The following is a 15,491-nucleotide window of genomic DNA, read 5'->3' as shown; positions in this document are numbered from 1 at the left end:
TTTTTTATCTTCGCTGGGTAATCACCGGATGCGTTGCTGTACAAACCTTCCTCAGTACTGAGTTGGCACCAGGTTAGCTTCACGGACGCAGGTACAAATACAGGCGCAATGTCTTGCAAAATGTGGCCACAGAGAATGCCTGATACTCATCAGGACCGACCCGGTTTGAAAGGTTTTAGCTCTTACAGGAAGTCTTGTTTCGGTGAGTAGAGGGTTGGACCATCCTGCGTGATGATATTGAGTCAGGACCGTGTGATTAGGGTGTTCATGAGTGTTGTCCTTCCCAACAGATATCACCAGTTTGCTGTAGGTACCCGTGACAGGTAGGTGGGTCGCAATACCGTTCGCGATGCCTCCATGATGTGATGCCAGTAGCCCGATGATGTTGGCTCCGCCAACTGGGAGACGGATGTGATCGTACGAGGCGTCGCCGGGCAGAAGTAGCGTTTCAGCGCTACCTGGAACATTAACAAACCAAGACAGCCCTTGGTTGTTCCGGTTGCAAGGATCTACCCTGGAATCAGTTCTGGTCACCGTGCCAGCAGAGAAATCGACTCTATGGAGTATTGTCGGCCACAAAAGTCTAGTCGGTAGTTCGGTTAGCAGGCGCATATGGGTGGGGCCCAAGCCTTTGGTATTACCGATTCTTGGTGGCTTCGGCAGGATCCAGGGGCGATTGATGGCCTCTGGCTTGAACCGCATTCTGGCGGCGTTTCTTGTGTAGTCGTAACTGTCGTTCTCGATCGCATAGGCCCAATGGTCAAAATCCCAGTGAGACAGAATGACTGGGGCGGGAGGCCTGGAAGTCTTGCGGCAGATCGGGCATTTCTCCGGGTCGAACAAAGCAGGAGGGTGGGCCGGCCTTGTGCGTGCATTGAAAGAGGTTGGCCAGCCGAGGTCGAAAAAGATGACAGGGCGCCCCCGCCAGTCCACGAGTGCCGTAGCGCTCCCCTGGCCAATGTCGTAGACGACGACATTGCGCGAGCTATCCAGATCCTCGTCGCAAGCGTTTTCGAGCACGTCGAGGATTTCCTGCTTTCTGGCCTGCAGGCCTGTCAGAAAGGCCAGTTTCCGGAACGGATGTGACGTTGGCTTGATGTTGCTCAGTGTGAAGCGAGGTAGTTGATTCTCTTCATTCGTCCCGCTCAGGCTGACGTACGAGGCAGTGACGGTGTTTTCCGCATTGCTGCCCTGTTCAGCTGGCGCCATGTGGAAGCTCAACCAGCCACTCTCTGGCGTGAGTCCGGGGTGGGCGCGGCAAAGTTCATCCAGGGGCACACTCAATAACGTTGTGCGGTTGAGCGCCTCACGTTGCTCACCATCCAGGTTCCGCCAGGTCGTATCTTTGAGATCCTCGGCAGCTTCACGAGTGATGCAGTCCAATATGGCATGCGGTCTGAGCGTTCCGCCGACAAGGATGTCGACGATATCGTCCAGCAATGCGAAATGGGTCGCTTCAGGTGCATCCTTGGTTTGACGAGGCATTCCTTGTCTCTACACGATCAGGGGTTGGTGAGCCCCATTCAGCCATGATGGCCTATCGCCGTGCAATATCCGAAAAGTAGAACTTGTCCAACGTATGCCGCGACTCGGTGTACTCGAACTGCCGCCCATCCTGCAGGAACGTCTGGTTACTCACCACGATCACGTGACTCTGCCCGTCCAGGTCGAGCAGGGCCTTGTCGTCCTTGCTGCGCGGCTGCGCCTCGATGGTACGGCGGGCGTAGCTGATCTGCAGTTGCAGGGTCTGTTCGATGTAGGCGTAGATCGACTGGCCAGCAATCGCCTGGTCCAGCCCCGGGATCAGGTCGGCGACGAAGTGGTTGATGTCCAGGATCACCCGTTTGCCATCGATGCGCCGTACCCGCTTGATGCGAGTGATGAGGCTGCCGGGCTCTGCTTCGATGTGCTGCAGCAGGGCGCCCTCGAGCGGGAACTGACTGAACTCGACCACTTCGGTGCCGACATCGTCGCCCAGGTCCAGGTGCGTCTCGTGAAAACTGACGATGCCGCCGAGCTGGAACTCGATGGGATTGGGTGAAAGCACGAAGGTGCCCTTGCCGTGGATCTTCTGCGCGAAGCCGCGTTCCTGCAGTTGCTCGATGGCCCGGCGCACGGTGCCGCGGCTGGCCTGGTAGGCGTCCATCAGTTCGGTTTCCGAGGGCAGGCGGGTGCCGCGCTCGAGGCGTTCGGTGGTGATGCTGGCAAGCAGATCGCTGTAGATCTGGTTGTATTTGCTCATGAGATGGCTCTGTGCCGCGTCCGCGTTCAAGCCAGGAACCTTAAGGGGGCCGGGGCCGTTTTGTCCATGGCCGAGGTGTCGTTGCGTCCGATTGAAAATGACATTTTACAACTCGTACAGACGAGTTGTTGATTTAACTCGTCTGTACGAGTACTTTTGCTCTCGGCGTGCTGCCACAGACCTCTGCATAACAAGAATTCCAAAAATGGAAGAACAAGCATGAGCCACGATTACCCGCAGATTGCCCGCGACCTCCTCGAGAGCCTCGGGGGCCGCGACAACCTTGAACAAGCTGCCCATTGCGTGACCCGCCTGCGCCTGGCGGTGAAGGAACCGGCCAAGGTCGACCGCGCCGCGCTCGGGCGTATCGATCTGGTCAAGGGCTCGTTCTTCACCGGCGGGCTGTTCCAGATCGTCATCGGCCCCGGCGAAGTGGAGCGGGTCTATGCCGCCCTGCGCCAGGAAACCGGGCTTGCCGCCTCGACCATCGCCGACGTGAAAAAGGCCGGCGGCGACAAGGCCAACGCCATGCAGCGTCTGGTTCGTGTGTTTTCCGATGTGTTCATGCCGATCCTGCCGGCGCTGATCATCGCCGGCCTGCTGATGGGCGTGAACAACCTGATGGGCGCCAAGGGCATGTTCATCGAGGGCAAGACGCTGCTGGAGGCGTACCCCAACCTCGACGGGCTCTGGAGCCTGATCAACTTGATGGCCAACACCTCGTTCGTGTTCCTGCCGGCGCTGGTCGGCTGGTCGGCAGCCAAGCGCTTCGGCGGCAGCGAGATCCTCGGCATCGTGCTTGGCCTGATGCTGGTCCACCCCGACCTGCTCAATGCCTGGAACTATGGCAAGGCCGTCGCCGGCCTCGACGGCCAGAGCCTGCCGTACTTCGACATCTTCGGCTGGTTCCAGATCGAGAAGGTCGGCTACCAGGGGCAGATCCTGCCGATCCTGATGGCCGCGTATGTGATGAGCGTGATCGAGAAATGGCTGCGTGCCCGGGTGCCGAACGCCATCCAGCTGCTGGTGGTGCCGATCACCACCATCGTCGTCACCGGTGTGCTGGCGCTGGCGATCATCGGCCCGGTCACCCGCCACCTGGGCATCCTCATCACCGAAGGCGTGGTGACCCTGTTCGACCTGGCGCCCATGGTCGGCGGGGCGATCTTCGGCATGCTCTATGCGCCGCTGGTGATCACCGGCATGCACCACATGTTCCTGGCCGTGGACCTGCAACTGATCTCGACCCAGGGCGGCACCTTCATCTGGCCGATGATCGTCATGTCCAACCTGGCCCAGGGCAGCGCCGCGCTCGGGGTGTTCTACATGAGCCGCAACGCACGGGACAAGAGCATGGCCTCGACCTCGGCGATCTCGGCTTATTTCGGCATCACCGAGCCGGCCATGTTCGGCGTCAACCTGCGCTTCAAGTTTCCCTTCTACGCAGCCCTGCTGGGCTCGGCCCTGGGCAGCATCGTGCTGTCGCTGAACAAGGTGCAGGCCTCGGCCATCGGCGTGGGCGGGTTGCCGGGCTTCATCTCGATCATTCCGCAGTACATCCCGACCTTCATCCTCGGCATGTTCGTGGCCATTGTCGTGCCTTTCGTCCTGACCTGCGCCCTGAGCGTGAAGATCGTCCGCCCAGGCTATCGCGTCGCCTGACCCTGCAACCGTCGTCGAGGAATCCACCATGCAAGACTGGCAACACCAGGTGATCTACCAGATCTACCCGAAAAGCTTCCACAGTCACGCAGGCAATGCCACCGGTGACCTGCTCGGTGTGGTCGACAAGCTCGACTACCTGCACTGGCTGGGCGTCGAATGCCTGTGGCTGACGCCGTTCCTGCGCTCGCCGCAGCGCGACAACGGCTACGACATCAGCGACTACTACGCCATCGACCCCAGCTACGGCAGCATGGACGATTGCGACCTGCTGATCCGCGAGGCCGGCAAGCGCGGCATCAAGCTGATGCTCGACATCGTGGTCAACCACACCTCGATCGAGCACGAGTGGTTCCAGCAGGCGCGCAGCAGCCTCGACAACCCGTACCGCGACTTCTACATCTGGCGCGACCAGCCGAACAACTGGGAATCCAAGTTCGGCGGCTCGGCCTGGGAGTACGAGGCACAGACCGGCCAGTACTACCTGCACCTGTTCGACCATACCCAGGCCGACCTCAACTGGGACAACCCCAAGGTCCGCGCCGAGGTGTACAGGCTGATGCGCTTCTGGCGCGACAAGGGCGTGGGCGGCTTCCGCCTGGATGTGATCAACCTGATCTCCAAGCCCGCCGACTTCCCCGAAGACCACAGCGATGGCCGACGTTTCTACACCGACGGCCCGAATGTGCACGACTACCTCCAGGAAATGCACCGCGAAGTCTTCGAAGGCCACGACCTGATCAACGTCGGCGAGATGTCCTCGACCACCCTGGAGCACTGCGTGCGTTATTCCAGCCCGGCGTCGAAGGAGTTGTCGATGACCTTCAACTTCCATCACCTGAAGGTGGACTATCCCGATCTGCAGAAGTGGGTGAAGGCCGATTTCGACTTCCTCCAGCTCAAGCGCATTCTCTCCGACTGGCAGGTGGGCATGCAGGCCGGTGGCGGCTGGAACGCCTTGTTCTGGTGCAACCACGACCAGCCGCGGGTGGTTTCGCGCTTCGGCCACGACGGCGAGCACCGCGTGGTGTCGGCGAAGATGCTCGCCAACGCGCTGCATTTTCTCCAGGGCACGCCCTTCATCTATCAGGGCGAAGAGCTGGGCATGACCAATCCGGGCTTCGAGCACATCGACCAGTATCGCGACGTCGAGACGCTGAACATCTTCCGCCTCAAGCGCGATGCCGGCGTTTCACAGGCCGACAGCATGGCGGCGATCATGCAGAAATCGCGCGACAACGGCCGCACGCCCATGCAGTGGAACGCCGGGACGCACGCCGGTTTCAGCAGAGTCGAGCCATGGATCGGCGTTGCGGCCAATGCGGCGCAGATCAACGTCGAGCAGCAATTGGACGATCCCGACTCGGTACTGCATCACTATCGCGCGCTGATCGCCCTGCGCCGTCGTGAGCCGCTGATCCAGGAGGGGGTGTACCGCCAGTTGCTGGACGAGCACCCGCAGGTCTGGGCCTACCTGCGCGAAGGCCATGGCGAGCGCCTGCTGGTGCTCAACAACTTCTACGCCAGCCCCTGTGAAATCGAGCTGCCGGACGGGGTGCTCGGCGTGCACACCGAGCAGCGCCTGCTCATCAGCAACTACCCCGACTGCCCGCCGCGTACCGCCCGCATTGCCCTGCGGCCCTACGAATCGTTCGTGCTGCACCTGAAGGACTGAGCCGTTGCGTGACCCCCTGTCCGGGAGTGCAGGGGCTTGAAGACCATAATAAAAATACCGGAGTGCTTCATGAGAACAACAATAAAGTTCGGCCTCGTCGCGTCCTGTTTCTGTGTTCCGGCTGCGGCCAACGCCCTGGAATTCGCAGGCTACCTGCGCAGCGGCGCCGGCACTTCGACCGGCAGCGGTGGGCAGCAATGTTTCCAGTTGCCGGGAGCCCCCTCGAAGTACCGCCTGGGCAACGAGTGCGAGCAATATGCCGAACTGGAGTTGCGCCAGGACCTGCTGACCTTCGACGACGGCTCGGTACTGAGCGTCGATGCCATGGCCTCGCTGTACAACAAGTACGACCGCTCGCTGCAGTTCCAGGGCGACGACCACGGCAGCGCGCGCATGCCGCAGATGTATGCGCAATGGTCGAACCTGCCCAGCCTCAACGGCGGCTCGATCTGGGCCGGGCGGCGTTACTACAAGCGTAACGACATCCACATCTCCGACTTCTACTACTGGAACCAGAGCGCCACGGGCGGTGGGGTCGAGGACCTGAAGATCGGCGACCTCAGGTACAGCTACGCGATCTCGCGCAAGGACAACCTGTACCAGAAGGAGTACGCCACCCGCCACGATTTCAACGTCGCCGGCTTCAAGACCAACAAGGACGGTGAGCTGGAACTGGGCCTGAGCTATATCGACAAGGCTGGAGGTCGCGACACCCACACGGGCTGGGCGTTGACCGCGCAGCATGTGCAAAAGCCCTTCCTCGGGGGCCGCAACAAGTTCGCCCTGCAGTACGGCGAAGGGCCGGGTACCGGCCTTGGCTACACCGGCAATACCGCACTGGACGACAGCAGCAAGAGCTACCGGGTGGTGGAATTCTTCGACTGGCAGGTGACGCCGCGCTTCGGTGGCCAGGTCGAGGCCGTCTACCAGAAGGATATCCGTCCAGGCAGCCAGGATCAGACCTGGATGTCGCTGGGCGTGCGTCCGGCCTACGCCATCAGCGAGCAGTTCAAGCTGGTGGCCGAGCTGGGGCATGATCAGATCGACGCCAGCGGCGGAACCCGCAAGCTCAGCAAGTTCACCCTCGCCCCGACCTGGTCGCCCAAGGGCCCGGAATTCTGGGCACGCCCGGAAATCCGCCTGTACTACACCTACGCCACCTGGAACGAGGCGGCCAAACGTGCAGCCAATGAACTGGCGGCGGGTTCCGCCTTGTCCGATACCGGCTCGTACGGCACCGCGCGTCACGGCGCGAACGTGGGCGTGCAGATCGAGTACTGGTGGAAGTAGACCGCTCCGATGACTTTCAAGAACACGACAGCAGGTGACGTCATGACCTCATCCCAACCGCTGGAACTGCTGGCTCCCCTGTCCGGGGTGCTGCTCGCCCTGGACAAGGTGCCCGATCCTGCCTTCTCCAGCCGTCTGGTCGGCGATGGCCTGTGCCTGGATCCGACATCCTCGGTGCTGTGCGCACCGCTTGCCGGTACGGTCAGCAACATCCAGGACAGCGGCCATGCCGTCAGCGTCACCGGTGCCCAAGGTGTCCAGGTGCTGCTGCATGTCGGCCTGGACACCGTGAACCTGGCCGGCAAGGGTTTCACCCGGCTGGTCGAGGAAGGCCAGCGGGTCGAGGCGGGCCAGCCGCTGATCGAGTTCGATGCCGACTACATCGCTTTGCACGCGCGCAGCCTGCTGACCCTGATGCTGGTGGTCAGCGGCGAGCCCTTCACCTTGCTGACAGCGGACGGGGTGCAGGTGCAACTGGGCCAGCCGCTGCTGTGCGTGACCGCGCAGCAAGGCGCGGACCCGGCAGAGGACGAGGCGGGCGAGGCGCTGTTCACCCGGCCGCTGGTGCTGCCCAATGCCAACGGCCTGCATGCCCGCCCGGCGGCGGTGCTGGCCCAGGCGGCCAAGGGTTTCAAGGCGAGCATCTGCCTGCACAAGGGCACTGCGAGCGCCAATGCCAAGTCGCTGGTGGCGATCATGGCGCTGCAGACCTCGCAGGGGGATGCCGTGCAGGTCAGTGCGGCAGGCGAGGATGCCGAAGCGGCGCTCGCCGCGTTGAGCGCACTGCTGCTGGAAGGGTGCGGCGAGGCGGTGAGCGTGCTGGGCGATGAGCCGCAGGAGCTGGCCGACAGCGAGCAGGAAACCCTGTTGCGTGGCGTCTGCGCATCGCCTGGCTCGGCGTTTGGACAGGTGGTTCAGGTTGTCGAGCCTGAGCTGTCGATCAGCGAATCGGGTGTCGGGCTGGCGCAGGAGCGCGCCGCGCTCGACCGCGCCTTGCACGAAGCCGAGCGTGCGCTGCAGGCGATGCAAGCCAAGGCGGGCAGCGCAGCCCAGGCCGAAATCTTCCGCGCCCACCAGGAACTGCTGGAAGACCCGACGCTGCTCGAGCAGGCCCATCGATTGCTGGCCGAGGGCAAGAGCGCCGCATTCGCCTGGAACAGCGCCACGCTGGCAACAGGTGCGCTGTTCCAGGGGCTGGGCAGCGCCTTGCTCGCCGAGCGCGCCGCTGATCTGTCCGATGTCGGGCAACGGGTGCTGAAGTTGATTCTCGGCGTGGCAGACAGTGCCTGGGCGCTGCCCGACCAGGCGATCCTGGTGGCCGAGCAGTTGACCCCGTCGCAGACCGCGAGCCTGGACCCCGACAAGGTGCTGGGCTTCGTCACCGTTGGCGGCGGTGCGACCAGCCATGTGGCGATCCTCGCCCGGGCGCTGGGTCTGCCGGCGATCTGTGGCGTGCCGCCGAGCGTGCTGGCCCTGGCGGATGGCACCCAGGTGTTGCTCGATGCCGACAAGGGCGAGCTGCAACTCGATCCCGACCCGGCCGCTATCGAGCGCCAGCGCAGCGACCGCAGGCAGCAGGGGCTGCGTCGCGCACAGGACCTGCAGCAGGCACACCAGCCTGCGCTCACCGTCGATGGTCATCGGGTCGAGGTGAGCGCCAATGTGGCCTCGCTGCAGGAGACACGACAATCGGTCGAATTGGGCGGCGAAGGTGTCGGCCTGCTGCGTTCGGAGTTCCTCTACCTGGACCGCAACCGTGCGCCCAGCCCGCAGGAACAGGCCGATACCTACAGCGCGATCGCGCGCGCGCTGGGCCCGGAGCGCAACCTGGTGGTGCGCACCCTGGATGTCGGCGGCGACAAGCCGCTGGCCTACGTGCCGATGGCCGCGGAAGAAAACCCCTTCCTCGGTCTGCGCGGCATCCGCCTGTGCCTGGAACGCCCGCAACTGTTGCGCGAGCAGTTTCGCGCCATCCTCGCCAGTGCCGGTGAGGCACGCCTGCACATCATGCTGCCGATGGTCAGCCTGCTCTCGGAACTGCGCCAGGCCCGCAAGATCCTGCAGGAGGAAGCGGATGCCCTCGGCCTGGCAAGCCTGCCCAAGCTGGGGATCATGATCGAGGTGCCATCAGCGGCGCTGATGGCCGATGTGTTTGCGCCGGAGGTGGATTTCTTCTCCATCGGCACCAATGACCTGACCCAGTACACCCTGGCCATGGACCGCGACCATCCGCGCCTGGCCGGCCAGGCCGACAGCTTCCACCCGGCGGTGCTGCGTCTGATCGCCACCACGGTCAAGGCTGCCCATGCCCACGGCAAGTGGGTCGGGGTCTGCGGTGCGCTGGCGTCGGAGTCGCTGGCCGTGCCGGTGCTGCTGGGATTGGGGGTGGATGAATTGTCGGTCAGTGTGCCGCTGATTCCGACCATCAAGGCCCGGGTGCGCGAACTTGGCCTGCAGGATTGCCAGCAGCTGGCCCGTCGCGTGCTGGGGCTGGAGGAAGCCGATCAGGTGCGCGAGGCTTTGCGCGGCTATCAGGCACGCGACGTCGAAACTTCATTGGCCGTGGAGGGCTGAGCATGTTCGAGAAATTGCAGCGGGCATTCTGGAAGGCGCTGACGCCGGACCTGATTGCCGAGGAGTCCGCACCGGCGGTGGTCGGTGAACTGGTGCCAGAGGTGCTGGCGGCATTGGGTGGGGCAGGGAATCTCCAGTCGCAGCAGCGCGTCGCGTTGACCCGCGTGCGCGTGCAGTTGCTCGAGCCGGCGCGGCTGGACGAGGGCGCACTGAAGGCGGCCGGGGTCCCCGGGGTCATGGTGCTGGCGGGTGGGGTCGTGCACCTGCTGGTGGGTGTTGTGTAGCCTGTTCCGGCGCTATCGCGGCACAGGCACGCACAGCTCCGTCATTCTTTTGTAATGACCGGGTCATGCCCCGGTTTCCCCCGGCTTCGTACAGTGATCCCACTCCCGAACGCACCCTGAGGAAACCCCCATGAAACTCCGCTCGCTGGTCCTTGCCCTGTCACTCGCCGGCGCCGCCATCGGCGCCACCTCCGCCTCGGCCGCCGACAGCGCGCCGCAGGAAGTGAAGAACATCGTGCTGGTCCACGGCCTGTTCGCCGATGCCTCCAGCTGGGGCAAGGTCATTCCGTTGCTGCAAGCCAAGGGCCTGCACGTGACGGCGGTCCAGAACCCGACCACTTCGCTGGACGACGACGTCGCCGCCGTCAATCGTGCCCTGGCCCAGCAGGACGGCCCGGTGATCCTGGTCGGTCACTCCTACGGTGGCATGGTCATCAGCCAGGCCGGTGATGTCGACAAGGTCAAAGGCCTGGTCTACATCGCCGCCCGCGCCCCGGAGGCCGGCGAAGACTACCCGGCGCTGACCAAGCGCTTCCCGGCGGCCCCGGCAGGCGCTGGCCTGCAATGGTCGGCAGATGGCTACGGCATGCTCAGCGAGAACGCCTTCGTCAACGACTTCGCCGGCGACCTGCCCAAGGCCGAGGCCGAAACCTACTACGCCGTACAGCAGCCCATCGGCGCCGGCATCAAGACCGCCAGGACCACCGTCGCGGCCTGGAAAGACAAGCCGAGCTGGTATGCCGTCTCGACCCAGGACCACACCATCAACACCGAGCAGCAGCGTTTCATGGCCAAACGCATGAACGCCCACACCATCGAGCTCAACGCCAGCCATGTGTCGCTGATCTCCCAGCCTGAAGCGGTGGCCAAGCTGATCCTGCAGGCTGCACATGTCCCGGGCAACTGAGCCAGTCGGGCCGGGCACCGCGCTATACTGCGTCGGTGCCGGCAGGTGGGTTGGAGACGCGGGTCAGTGAAAATCCTCATCATCGAAGACGAAGCCAAGACCGCCGACTATCTGGCCGGCGGCCTGGGCGAGGCTGGCTACAGCGTCGACCGCGCCGACAACGGCATCGACGGCCTGCACATGGCCCGCGAGACCCCCTACGACCTGATCCTGCTGGACGTGATGCTGCCTGGGCTCGATGGCTGGACGGTGATGCAGAAACTGCGCGCCCAGGCGCGCACTCCAGTGCTGTTCCTCAGCGCCCGCGGCACCCTCGAGGATCGGCTGCGTGGCCTGGAACTGGGCGCCGACGAATACCTGGTCAAACCCTTTTCCTTCGCTGAACTGCTGGCGCGGATCCGCATCATCCTGCGCCGCGGCCAGCCGCAGCAGGACGAGGAAAGCCTCAGCCTGGGCGATCTGCGCGTGGACCTGGGCAAGCATCGCTGCGAGCGCGGCGGCGTGCGCATCGACCTGACCAGCAAGGAGTTCAAGCTGCTGGTGTGCTTCCTCCAGCACCCTGAGCAGGTGCTGTCACGCACCTTCCTGGCCTCGCGGGTGTGGGACATGAACTTCGACAGCGACACCAACGTGGTCGATGTCGCGGTGCGGCGCCTGCGCCAGAAGATCGACGAGCCCTTCGCGGTGCGCTTGATCCATACCGTGCACGGCGTCGGTTACCGCTGCGAGCTCGAGGCATGAGGCGCCTGTCACTGACCGTGCGCCTGGCCTTGTTGCTGGCGACCTTCTCCTTCGTCGCCCTGGCGCTGCTCGGCGGTGCACTGTACGTCGCCCTCGGCCAGCAACTGGCCCTGCGTGACGACGGCGCACTGCTGACCCGCGTGGAGCAGATCCGCACGCTGCTGCGCGACATGGATGCGCGCGAGCTGGTGCGCGACAAGCCGCAACTGTTCGCCAACATGCTTGGCAATACCGAATCCCTGCTGGTGATCCGGCCGGTTGCCGGCGCGCCGCTGCTGGAGGTCAATCCGGGGCGCCGCCAGGTGCCGCAGGTGACGCCGCTGCCGGCAGGCGATGCGCTGGGGCTCGATGCGGTGCAGCGCAGCACCACGGCCGATGGCACGCCCTTCATCTATACCGCGGTGCTCAGCGAGCCACCGGGCGGTGGCGCGGCGCTGGAAATCCTCTCGGGGCGCCTGCTCACCGAGCGCACCCGCATCCTGCGCGAATACCGCGACAACATCATCCTGTTTTCCTCGGTGATGGCGGTGCTGGCGGCGGCCCTGGCCTATGTGCTGGCGCGCCGCGGCATGTCGCCGTTGCGCCGCCTGGCGCGACAGACCGCGACCATCGGGGTCGGCACCTTGTCGCAGCGTTTGCAGCGCGATGATGCGCCTGCCGAACTGGACGCCTTGATCGTCCAGTTCAATGCCATGCTGGCGCGTCTCGAACGGGGTTTCGAGCAGCTCAAGCAGGTCAGCGCCGACATGGCCCACGACCTGCGCACGCCGATCAACAACCTGCTCGGGCAGACCGAGGTCGGCCTGGGCCAGACGCGTGAGCCGCACTACTACCAGCGCCTGCTGGGCTCGCATTTCGAGGAACTGCAGCGGCTGTCGCGGATGATCGACAACATGCTGTTCCTGGCCCGCGCCGAGCATGCCGAGCATCCCATCGACCGCACCGGGCTGGTGCTGGCCCAGGAGCTGGGCCGTCTGTGCGACTACTTCGAGGACCTGGCCGGCGAACGTGATGTGCGTCTGGCCTGGCGTGCCCAGGGCACGGTGTGGGCTGACGCCGCACTGCTGCGCCGGGCGCTGGCCAACCTGCTCGCCAACGCGGTGCGTTTCGCCGAGCCGGGCAGCGTCATCGAGGTGACCGCCTGCGAGCAGGACGATGAAGTGCTGATCCAGGTGCGCAACCGGGGCCAGGCGATTGCCCCCGAGCACCTGCAAAGCGTGTTCGAGCGCTTCTACCGGGTCGACGCTTCACGCCAGCATTCGGCGCAGTCCAGCGGTCTGGGGCTGTCGATCGTGCGCTCGATCATGCACCTGCACCAGGGGCGCTGCTGGGCCGAGAGCGGCGACGGCTCGACCTGCTTCACCCTGGCATTTCCGCGTCCTGGCCGCGATACGCCAGCCAACCCTTGAACGTCAGGGCGCAGTAGAACAGCTCGACACCCTCGAAGCCGGCCTGGTGAATCAGCGCGACGTCCTGCTCGGGGGGCAGCACTGGCAGGTGCGCCTTGATCGCGGCAATGCTGCCCTGGGCCTGGCTGGCCGGGACGCCCGAGGCGCTGGCGAAGGCGGCGTTGCGCGCGAGCCACAGGTCCTGGGCCTGGCCTTCATTGGCGAAGCTGTGGTGCGCGATCACCAGCGGTGCGCCCGGGCGCAGGCGGCGGTGCAGCTCGCGCAGGGTCGCCAGGCGCTCATCTGCAGCAAGAAAATGCAGGGTCAGCAGGCAGGTTGCTGCATCGAAGGGGCCGACCGGGGCGCTGTCGATATAGCCCTGATGCCAGTCGACGCGCTCCGCCAGCGGGCCGAGGTTGCGACGCGCCAGCTCGAGCATTTCCCCTGACGGATCCACGCCGCTGAAGCGCCAGCCAGGATATTGGCTGGCCAGTGCCTTGAGTTCCAGTCCGCCACCTGCGCCCAGTACCAATACCTGGGCATCGGCGTCGGCACGTTCGGCCAGCAGCAGCCCGGTCATCCTGTGCAGGTCGTGCAGGGCGGGGACGATGCGGGCGGTACGTTCGCTGTAGTCGGCAATCTGGGTCGGATCGTTGAAGCTCATGGCGGACGCTCGGCAGTGCAGGGGTTTAATGTATCTTATGATGTTACTTGATTTTGTAAAGCCCCCGATCCCGATGTGCAACGCGCCGCGACAACAGATCACTTAATCTTTCTCAATCGCAGGTGTATCGTATTCGCCCTTCATTGCCAGCCCTGCTGGCAGCTTGATTGCGCACAACGAGGTACCCGCACCAATGTCCTTTACCCGTCGACAAATGCTCAAGGGCCTGACCGGCCTCGTCGTGGTTGGCCTGGGCGCCGGAGGCGCGGCACGCTACTGGCTGGGCAAGGTCGAGGACGACAACGTCGGGCACGACTACGAATTGATCGCGGCGCCGCTGGATGTCGAGCTGGTCCCCGGCTTCAAGACCGAGGCCTGGGCTTTCGGGCCGTCGGCACCGGGCACCGAGCTGCGAGTACGCCAGGGCACCTGGCTGCGGGTGCGCTTCATCAACCACCTGCCGGTGGAAACCACCATCCACTGGCACGGCATCCGCCTGCCGCTGGAAATGGACGGCGTACCCTATGTGTCGCAACTGCCGGTCAAGCCGGGCGAGTTCTTCGACTACAAGTTCCGCGTGCCGGACGCCGGCAGCTACTGGTACCACCCGCACGTCAGCAGTTCCGAGGAGCTGGGGCGTGGCCTGGTCGGGCCGCTGATCGTCGAGGAGCGCGAGCCGACCGGGTTCAGGCATGAACGCACCCTGAGCCTGAAGACCTGGCACGTAGACGAGCAGGGCGAATTCATGCCATTCAGCGTGCCTCGCGAAGCGGCGCGCAATGGTACGGCTGGCCGCTTGATCACCATCAATGGCAAGGCCGAGGCGGTCACCGAATTGCCCGCAGGCCAGGTGGTGCGTGTGCGGCTGCTCAACCTGGACAACACCTGGACCTACCGCATCAACCTCAAGGGCAACTACGAGGCGATGGTCTATGCGCTCGATGGCAACCCGGTAACCCCTCGGCCGCTGGAAGATGAATACTGGCTTGGCCCCGGCATGCGTATCTGCCTGGCGATCCGTATTCCCGAGGCCGGCGAGGAGATTTCCCTGCGCGACGGCTTCGTGCGCCTGGGCACCCTGCGTTCGGTCGCCAGCAGCGAGACGCCGGGTGACTGGCCCAAGGCGCTGCCGCCCAACCCGGTCGCAGAGCCGGACCTTGAGAACGCCGAAAAGCTGAACTTCAATTTCGAATGGGCCGGCCAGGTCTCGGTCAACACCGAGAACGGCAAGCCGCCAAGCCTGTGGCAGATCAACGGCCAGGCCTGGGATATCACCGACAAGACCTGCGCCGACCGACCGATCGCCACGCTGAAGAAGGGCAACAGCTACATCTTCGAGCTGAAGAACATGACCCAGTACCAGCACCCCATCCACCTGCACGGCATGAGTTTCAAGGTGATCGCCTCCAATCGCCGCAAGATCACCGAGCCGTGGTTTACCGACACCTACCTGCTGGGCAGGAACGAGCGTGCCCAGGTGGCGCTGGTGGCGGATAACCCGGGCACCTGGATGTTCCACTGCCATGTGATCGACCATATGGAAACCGGCCTGATGGCCGCGATCGCGGTGGTCTGATGCGCCCGCGGATCATCGATCGCAGCCGTGATCAGGAATTCATGCAACTGGCCCTGGAGCTGGCCGCCGAAGGCGCCTTGCTTGGCGAGGTGCCCGTAGGGGCGGTGCTGGTGCAGCAGGGGCAGGTCATCGGCCGTGGCTTCAACCGGCCGATCACCGACAGCGACCCCAGCGCCCACGCCGAAATGGTCGCCATCCGCGATGCGGCCAGGGCCGTCAGCAACTACCGACTGCCTGGCAGCACCCTGTACGTGACTCTCGAGCCCTGCAGCATGTGCGCGGGGTTGATCGTCCATTCGCGGATCGAGCGGGTGGTGTATGGCGCGCTGGAGCCCAAGGCGGGTGTGGTGCAGAGCCAGGGGCAGTTCTTCGGGCAGGGTTTTCTCAACCACCGGGTGATGGTGGAAGGCGGGGTATTGGCCGAGGCGTGCGGGGCGATACTGAGCGAGTTCTTCAAGGCCCGGCGGGCCAAGGTCTGACCTTCAGCG

13 protein-coding genes are annotated in these 15,491 nt (G+C 64.3%); 10 read left to right on the top strand and 3 right to left on the bottom strand.

The window, feature by feature from the left end:
• Positions 1-51: 51 nt before the first annotated feature.
• A complete protein-coding gene (locus AC1TXO_RS21590) occupies positions 52-1,485 on the bottom strand; it encodes a ComEC/Rec2 family competence protein (protein WP_486403615.1) in 1,434 nt (477 codons plus the stop codon).
• A gap of 52 nt (positions 1,486-1,537) precedes the next feature.
• Positions 1,538-2,242, bottom strand: a complete 705-nt coding sequence (gene treR / locus AC1TXO_RS21585; RefSeq protein WP_186668787.1) for a trehalose operon repressor — start codon at positions 2,240-2,242, stop codon at positions 1,538-1,540.
• A gap of 219 nt (positions 2,243-2,461) precedes the next feature.
• Here treR and treP point away from each other — a divergent pair, with 219 nt between their 5' ends.
• From treP to AC1TXO_RS21545, 8 genes are all read left to right on the top strand, one after another.
• Positions 2,462-3,904: a PTS system trehalose-specific EIIBC component gene (gene treP / locus AC1TXO_RS21580; RefSeq protein WP_486403614.1), complete on the top strand. Its 1,443-nt coding sequence runs from the start codon at positions 2,462-2,464 to the stop codon at positions 3,902-3,904.
• A gap of 28 nt (positions 3,905-3,932) precedes the next feature.
• Entirely contained in the window at positions 3,933-5,579 is a 1,647-nt protein-coding gene (gene treC / locus AC1TXO_RS21575; RefSeq protein WP_486403613.1) for an alpha,alpha-phosphotrehalase, read from the top strand.
• 69 nt (positions 5,580-5,648) lie between these two features.
• Positions 5,649-6,869: a carbohydrate porin gene (locus tag AC1TXO_RS21570; protein ID WP_486403612.1), complete on the top strand. Its 1,221-nt coding sequence runs from the start codon at positions 5,649-5,651 to the stop codon at positions 6,867-6,869.
• Positions 6,870-6,911: 42 nt separating this feature from the next.
• Entirely contained in the window at positions 6,912-9,443 is a 2,532-nt protein-coding gene (gene ptsP, locus AC1TXO_RS21565) for a phosphoenolpyruvate--protein phosphotransferase (protein ID WP_486403611.1), read from the top strand.
• Between the two features lie 2 nt (positions 9,444-9,445).
• Complete coding sequence (locus tag AC1TXO_RS21560; protein ID WP_486403610.1) at positions 9,446-9,727, top strand: PTS sugar transporter subunit IIB; 282 nt, start codon at positions 9,446-9,448, stop codon at positions 9,725-9,727.
• 223 nt (positions 9,728-9,950) lie between these two features.
• Entirely contained in the window at positions 9,951-10,634 is a 684-nt protein-coding gene (locus tag AC1TXO_RS21555) for an alpha/beta fold hydrolase (RefSeq protein ID WP_486406880.1), read from the top strand.
• A 66-nt stretch (positions 10,635-10,700) separates the two neighbouring features.
• Positions 10,701-11,375, top strand: coding sequence for a heavy metal response regulator transcription factor (locus AC1TXO_RS21550; RefSeq protein ID WP_486403609.1), 675 nt, complete (start codon positions 10,701-10,703; stop codon positions 11,373-11,375).
• On the top strand, positions 11,372-12,784 hold the full coding sequence (locus AC1TXO_RS21545) for a heavy metal sensor histidine kinase (protein WP_486403608.1): 1,413 nt from the start codon (positions 11,372-11,374) through the stop codon (positions 12,782-12,784). The genes AC1TXO_RS21550 and AC1TXO_RS21545 overlap by 4 nt, the downstream gene beginning before the upstream one ends.
• On the opposite strand, the gene AC1TXO_RS21540 is transcribed toward AC1TXO_RS21545, so the two are convergent.
• Positions 12,735-13,427, bottom strand: a complete 693-nt coding sequence (locus AC1TXO_RS21540; protein WP_486403607.1) for a class I SAM-dependent methyltransferase — start codon at positions 13,425-13,427, stop codon at positions 12,735-12,737. The genes AC1TXO_RS21545 and AC1TXO_RS21540 overlap by 50 nt on opposite strands.
• Positions 13,428-13,620: 193 nt before the next feature.
• On the opposite strand from AC1TXO_RS21540, the gene AC1TXO_RS21535 reads away from it, so the two are divergent.
• Both AC1TXO_RS21535 and tadA read left to right on the top strand, forming a co-directional pair.
• Positions 13,621-15,003, top strand: coding sequence for a multicopper oxidase family protein (locus tag AC1TXO_RS21535; protein WP_486403606.1), 1,383 nt, complete (start codon positions 13,621-13,623; stop codon positions 15,001-15,003).
• Positions 15,003-15,482 (top strand): tRNA adenosine(34) deaminase TadA, encoded by a 480-nt coding sequence (gene tadA, locus AC1TXO_RS21530; RefSeq protein ID WP_486403605.1) that lies wholly within the window; start codon positions 15,003-15,005, stop codon positions 15,480-15,482. The genes AC1TXO_RS21535 and tadA overlap by 1 nt, the downstream gene beginning before the upstream one ends.
• Positions 15,483-15,491 lie beyond the last annotated feature (9 nt).

The organism is Pseudomonas sp. FA117, from assembly GCF_057370475.1.
This window is presented reverse-complemented; position numbering and strand designations above follow the sequence as displayed.

What these genes read in the sequence shown, in the direction of transcription:
- treC (WP_486403613.1), top strand. Translation starts at nt 3,933, where the DNA reads ATGCAAGACTGGCAACACCAGGTGATCTACCAGATCTACCCGAAAAGC.
- AC1TXO_RS21535 (WP_486403606.1), top strand. Translation starts at nt 13,621, where the DNA reads ATGTCCTTTACCCGTCGACAAATGCTCAAGGGCCTGACCGGCCTCGTC.
- AC1TXO_RS21590 (WP_486403615.1), bottom strand. Translation starts at nt 1,485, where the DNA reads ATGCCTCGTCAAACCAAGGATGCACCTGAAGCGACCCATTTCGCATTG.
- treP (WP_486403614.1), top strand. Translation starts at nt 2,462, where the DNA reads ATGAGCCACGATTACCCGCAGATTGCCCGCGACCTCCTCGAGAGCCTC.
- AC1TXO_RS21540 (WP_486403607.1), bottom strand. Translation starts at nt 13,427, where the DNA reads ATGAGCTTCAACGATCCGACCCAGATTGCCGACTACAGCGAACGTACC.
- AC1TXO_RS21570 (WP_486403612.1), top strand. Translation starts at nt 5,649, where the DNA reads ATGAGAACAACAATAAAGTTCGGCCTCGTCGCGTCCTGTTTCTGTGTT.
- treR (WP_186668787.1), bottom strand. Translation starts at nt 2,242, where the DNA reads ATGAGCAAATACAACCAGATCTACAGCGATCTGCTTGCCAGCATCACC.
- AC1TXO_RS21545 (WP_486403608.1), top strand. Translation starts at nt 11,372, where the DNA reads ATGAGGCGCCTGTCACTGACCGTGCGCCTGGCCTTGTTGCTGGCGACC.
- AC1TXO_RS21560 (WP_486403610.1), top strand. Translation starts at nt 9,446, where the DNA reads ATGTTCGAGAAATTGCAGCGGGCATTCTGGAAGGCGCTGACGCCGGAC.
- ptsP (WP_486403611.1), top strand. Translation starts at nt 6,912, where the DNA reads ATGACCTCATCCCAACCGCTGGAACTGCTGGCTCCCCTGTCCGGGGTG.
- tadA (WP_486403605.1), top strand. Translation starts at nt 15,003, where the DNA reads ATGCGCCCGCGGATCATCGATCGCAGCCGTGATCAGGAATTCATGCAA.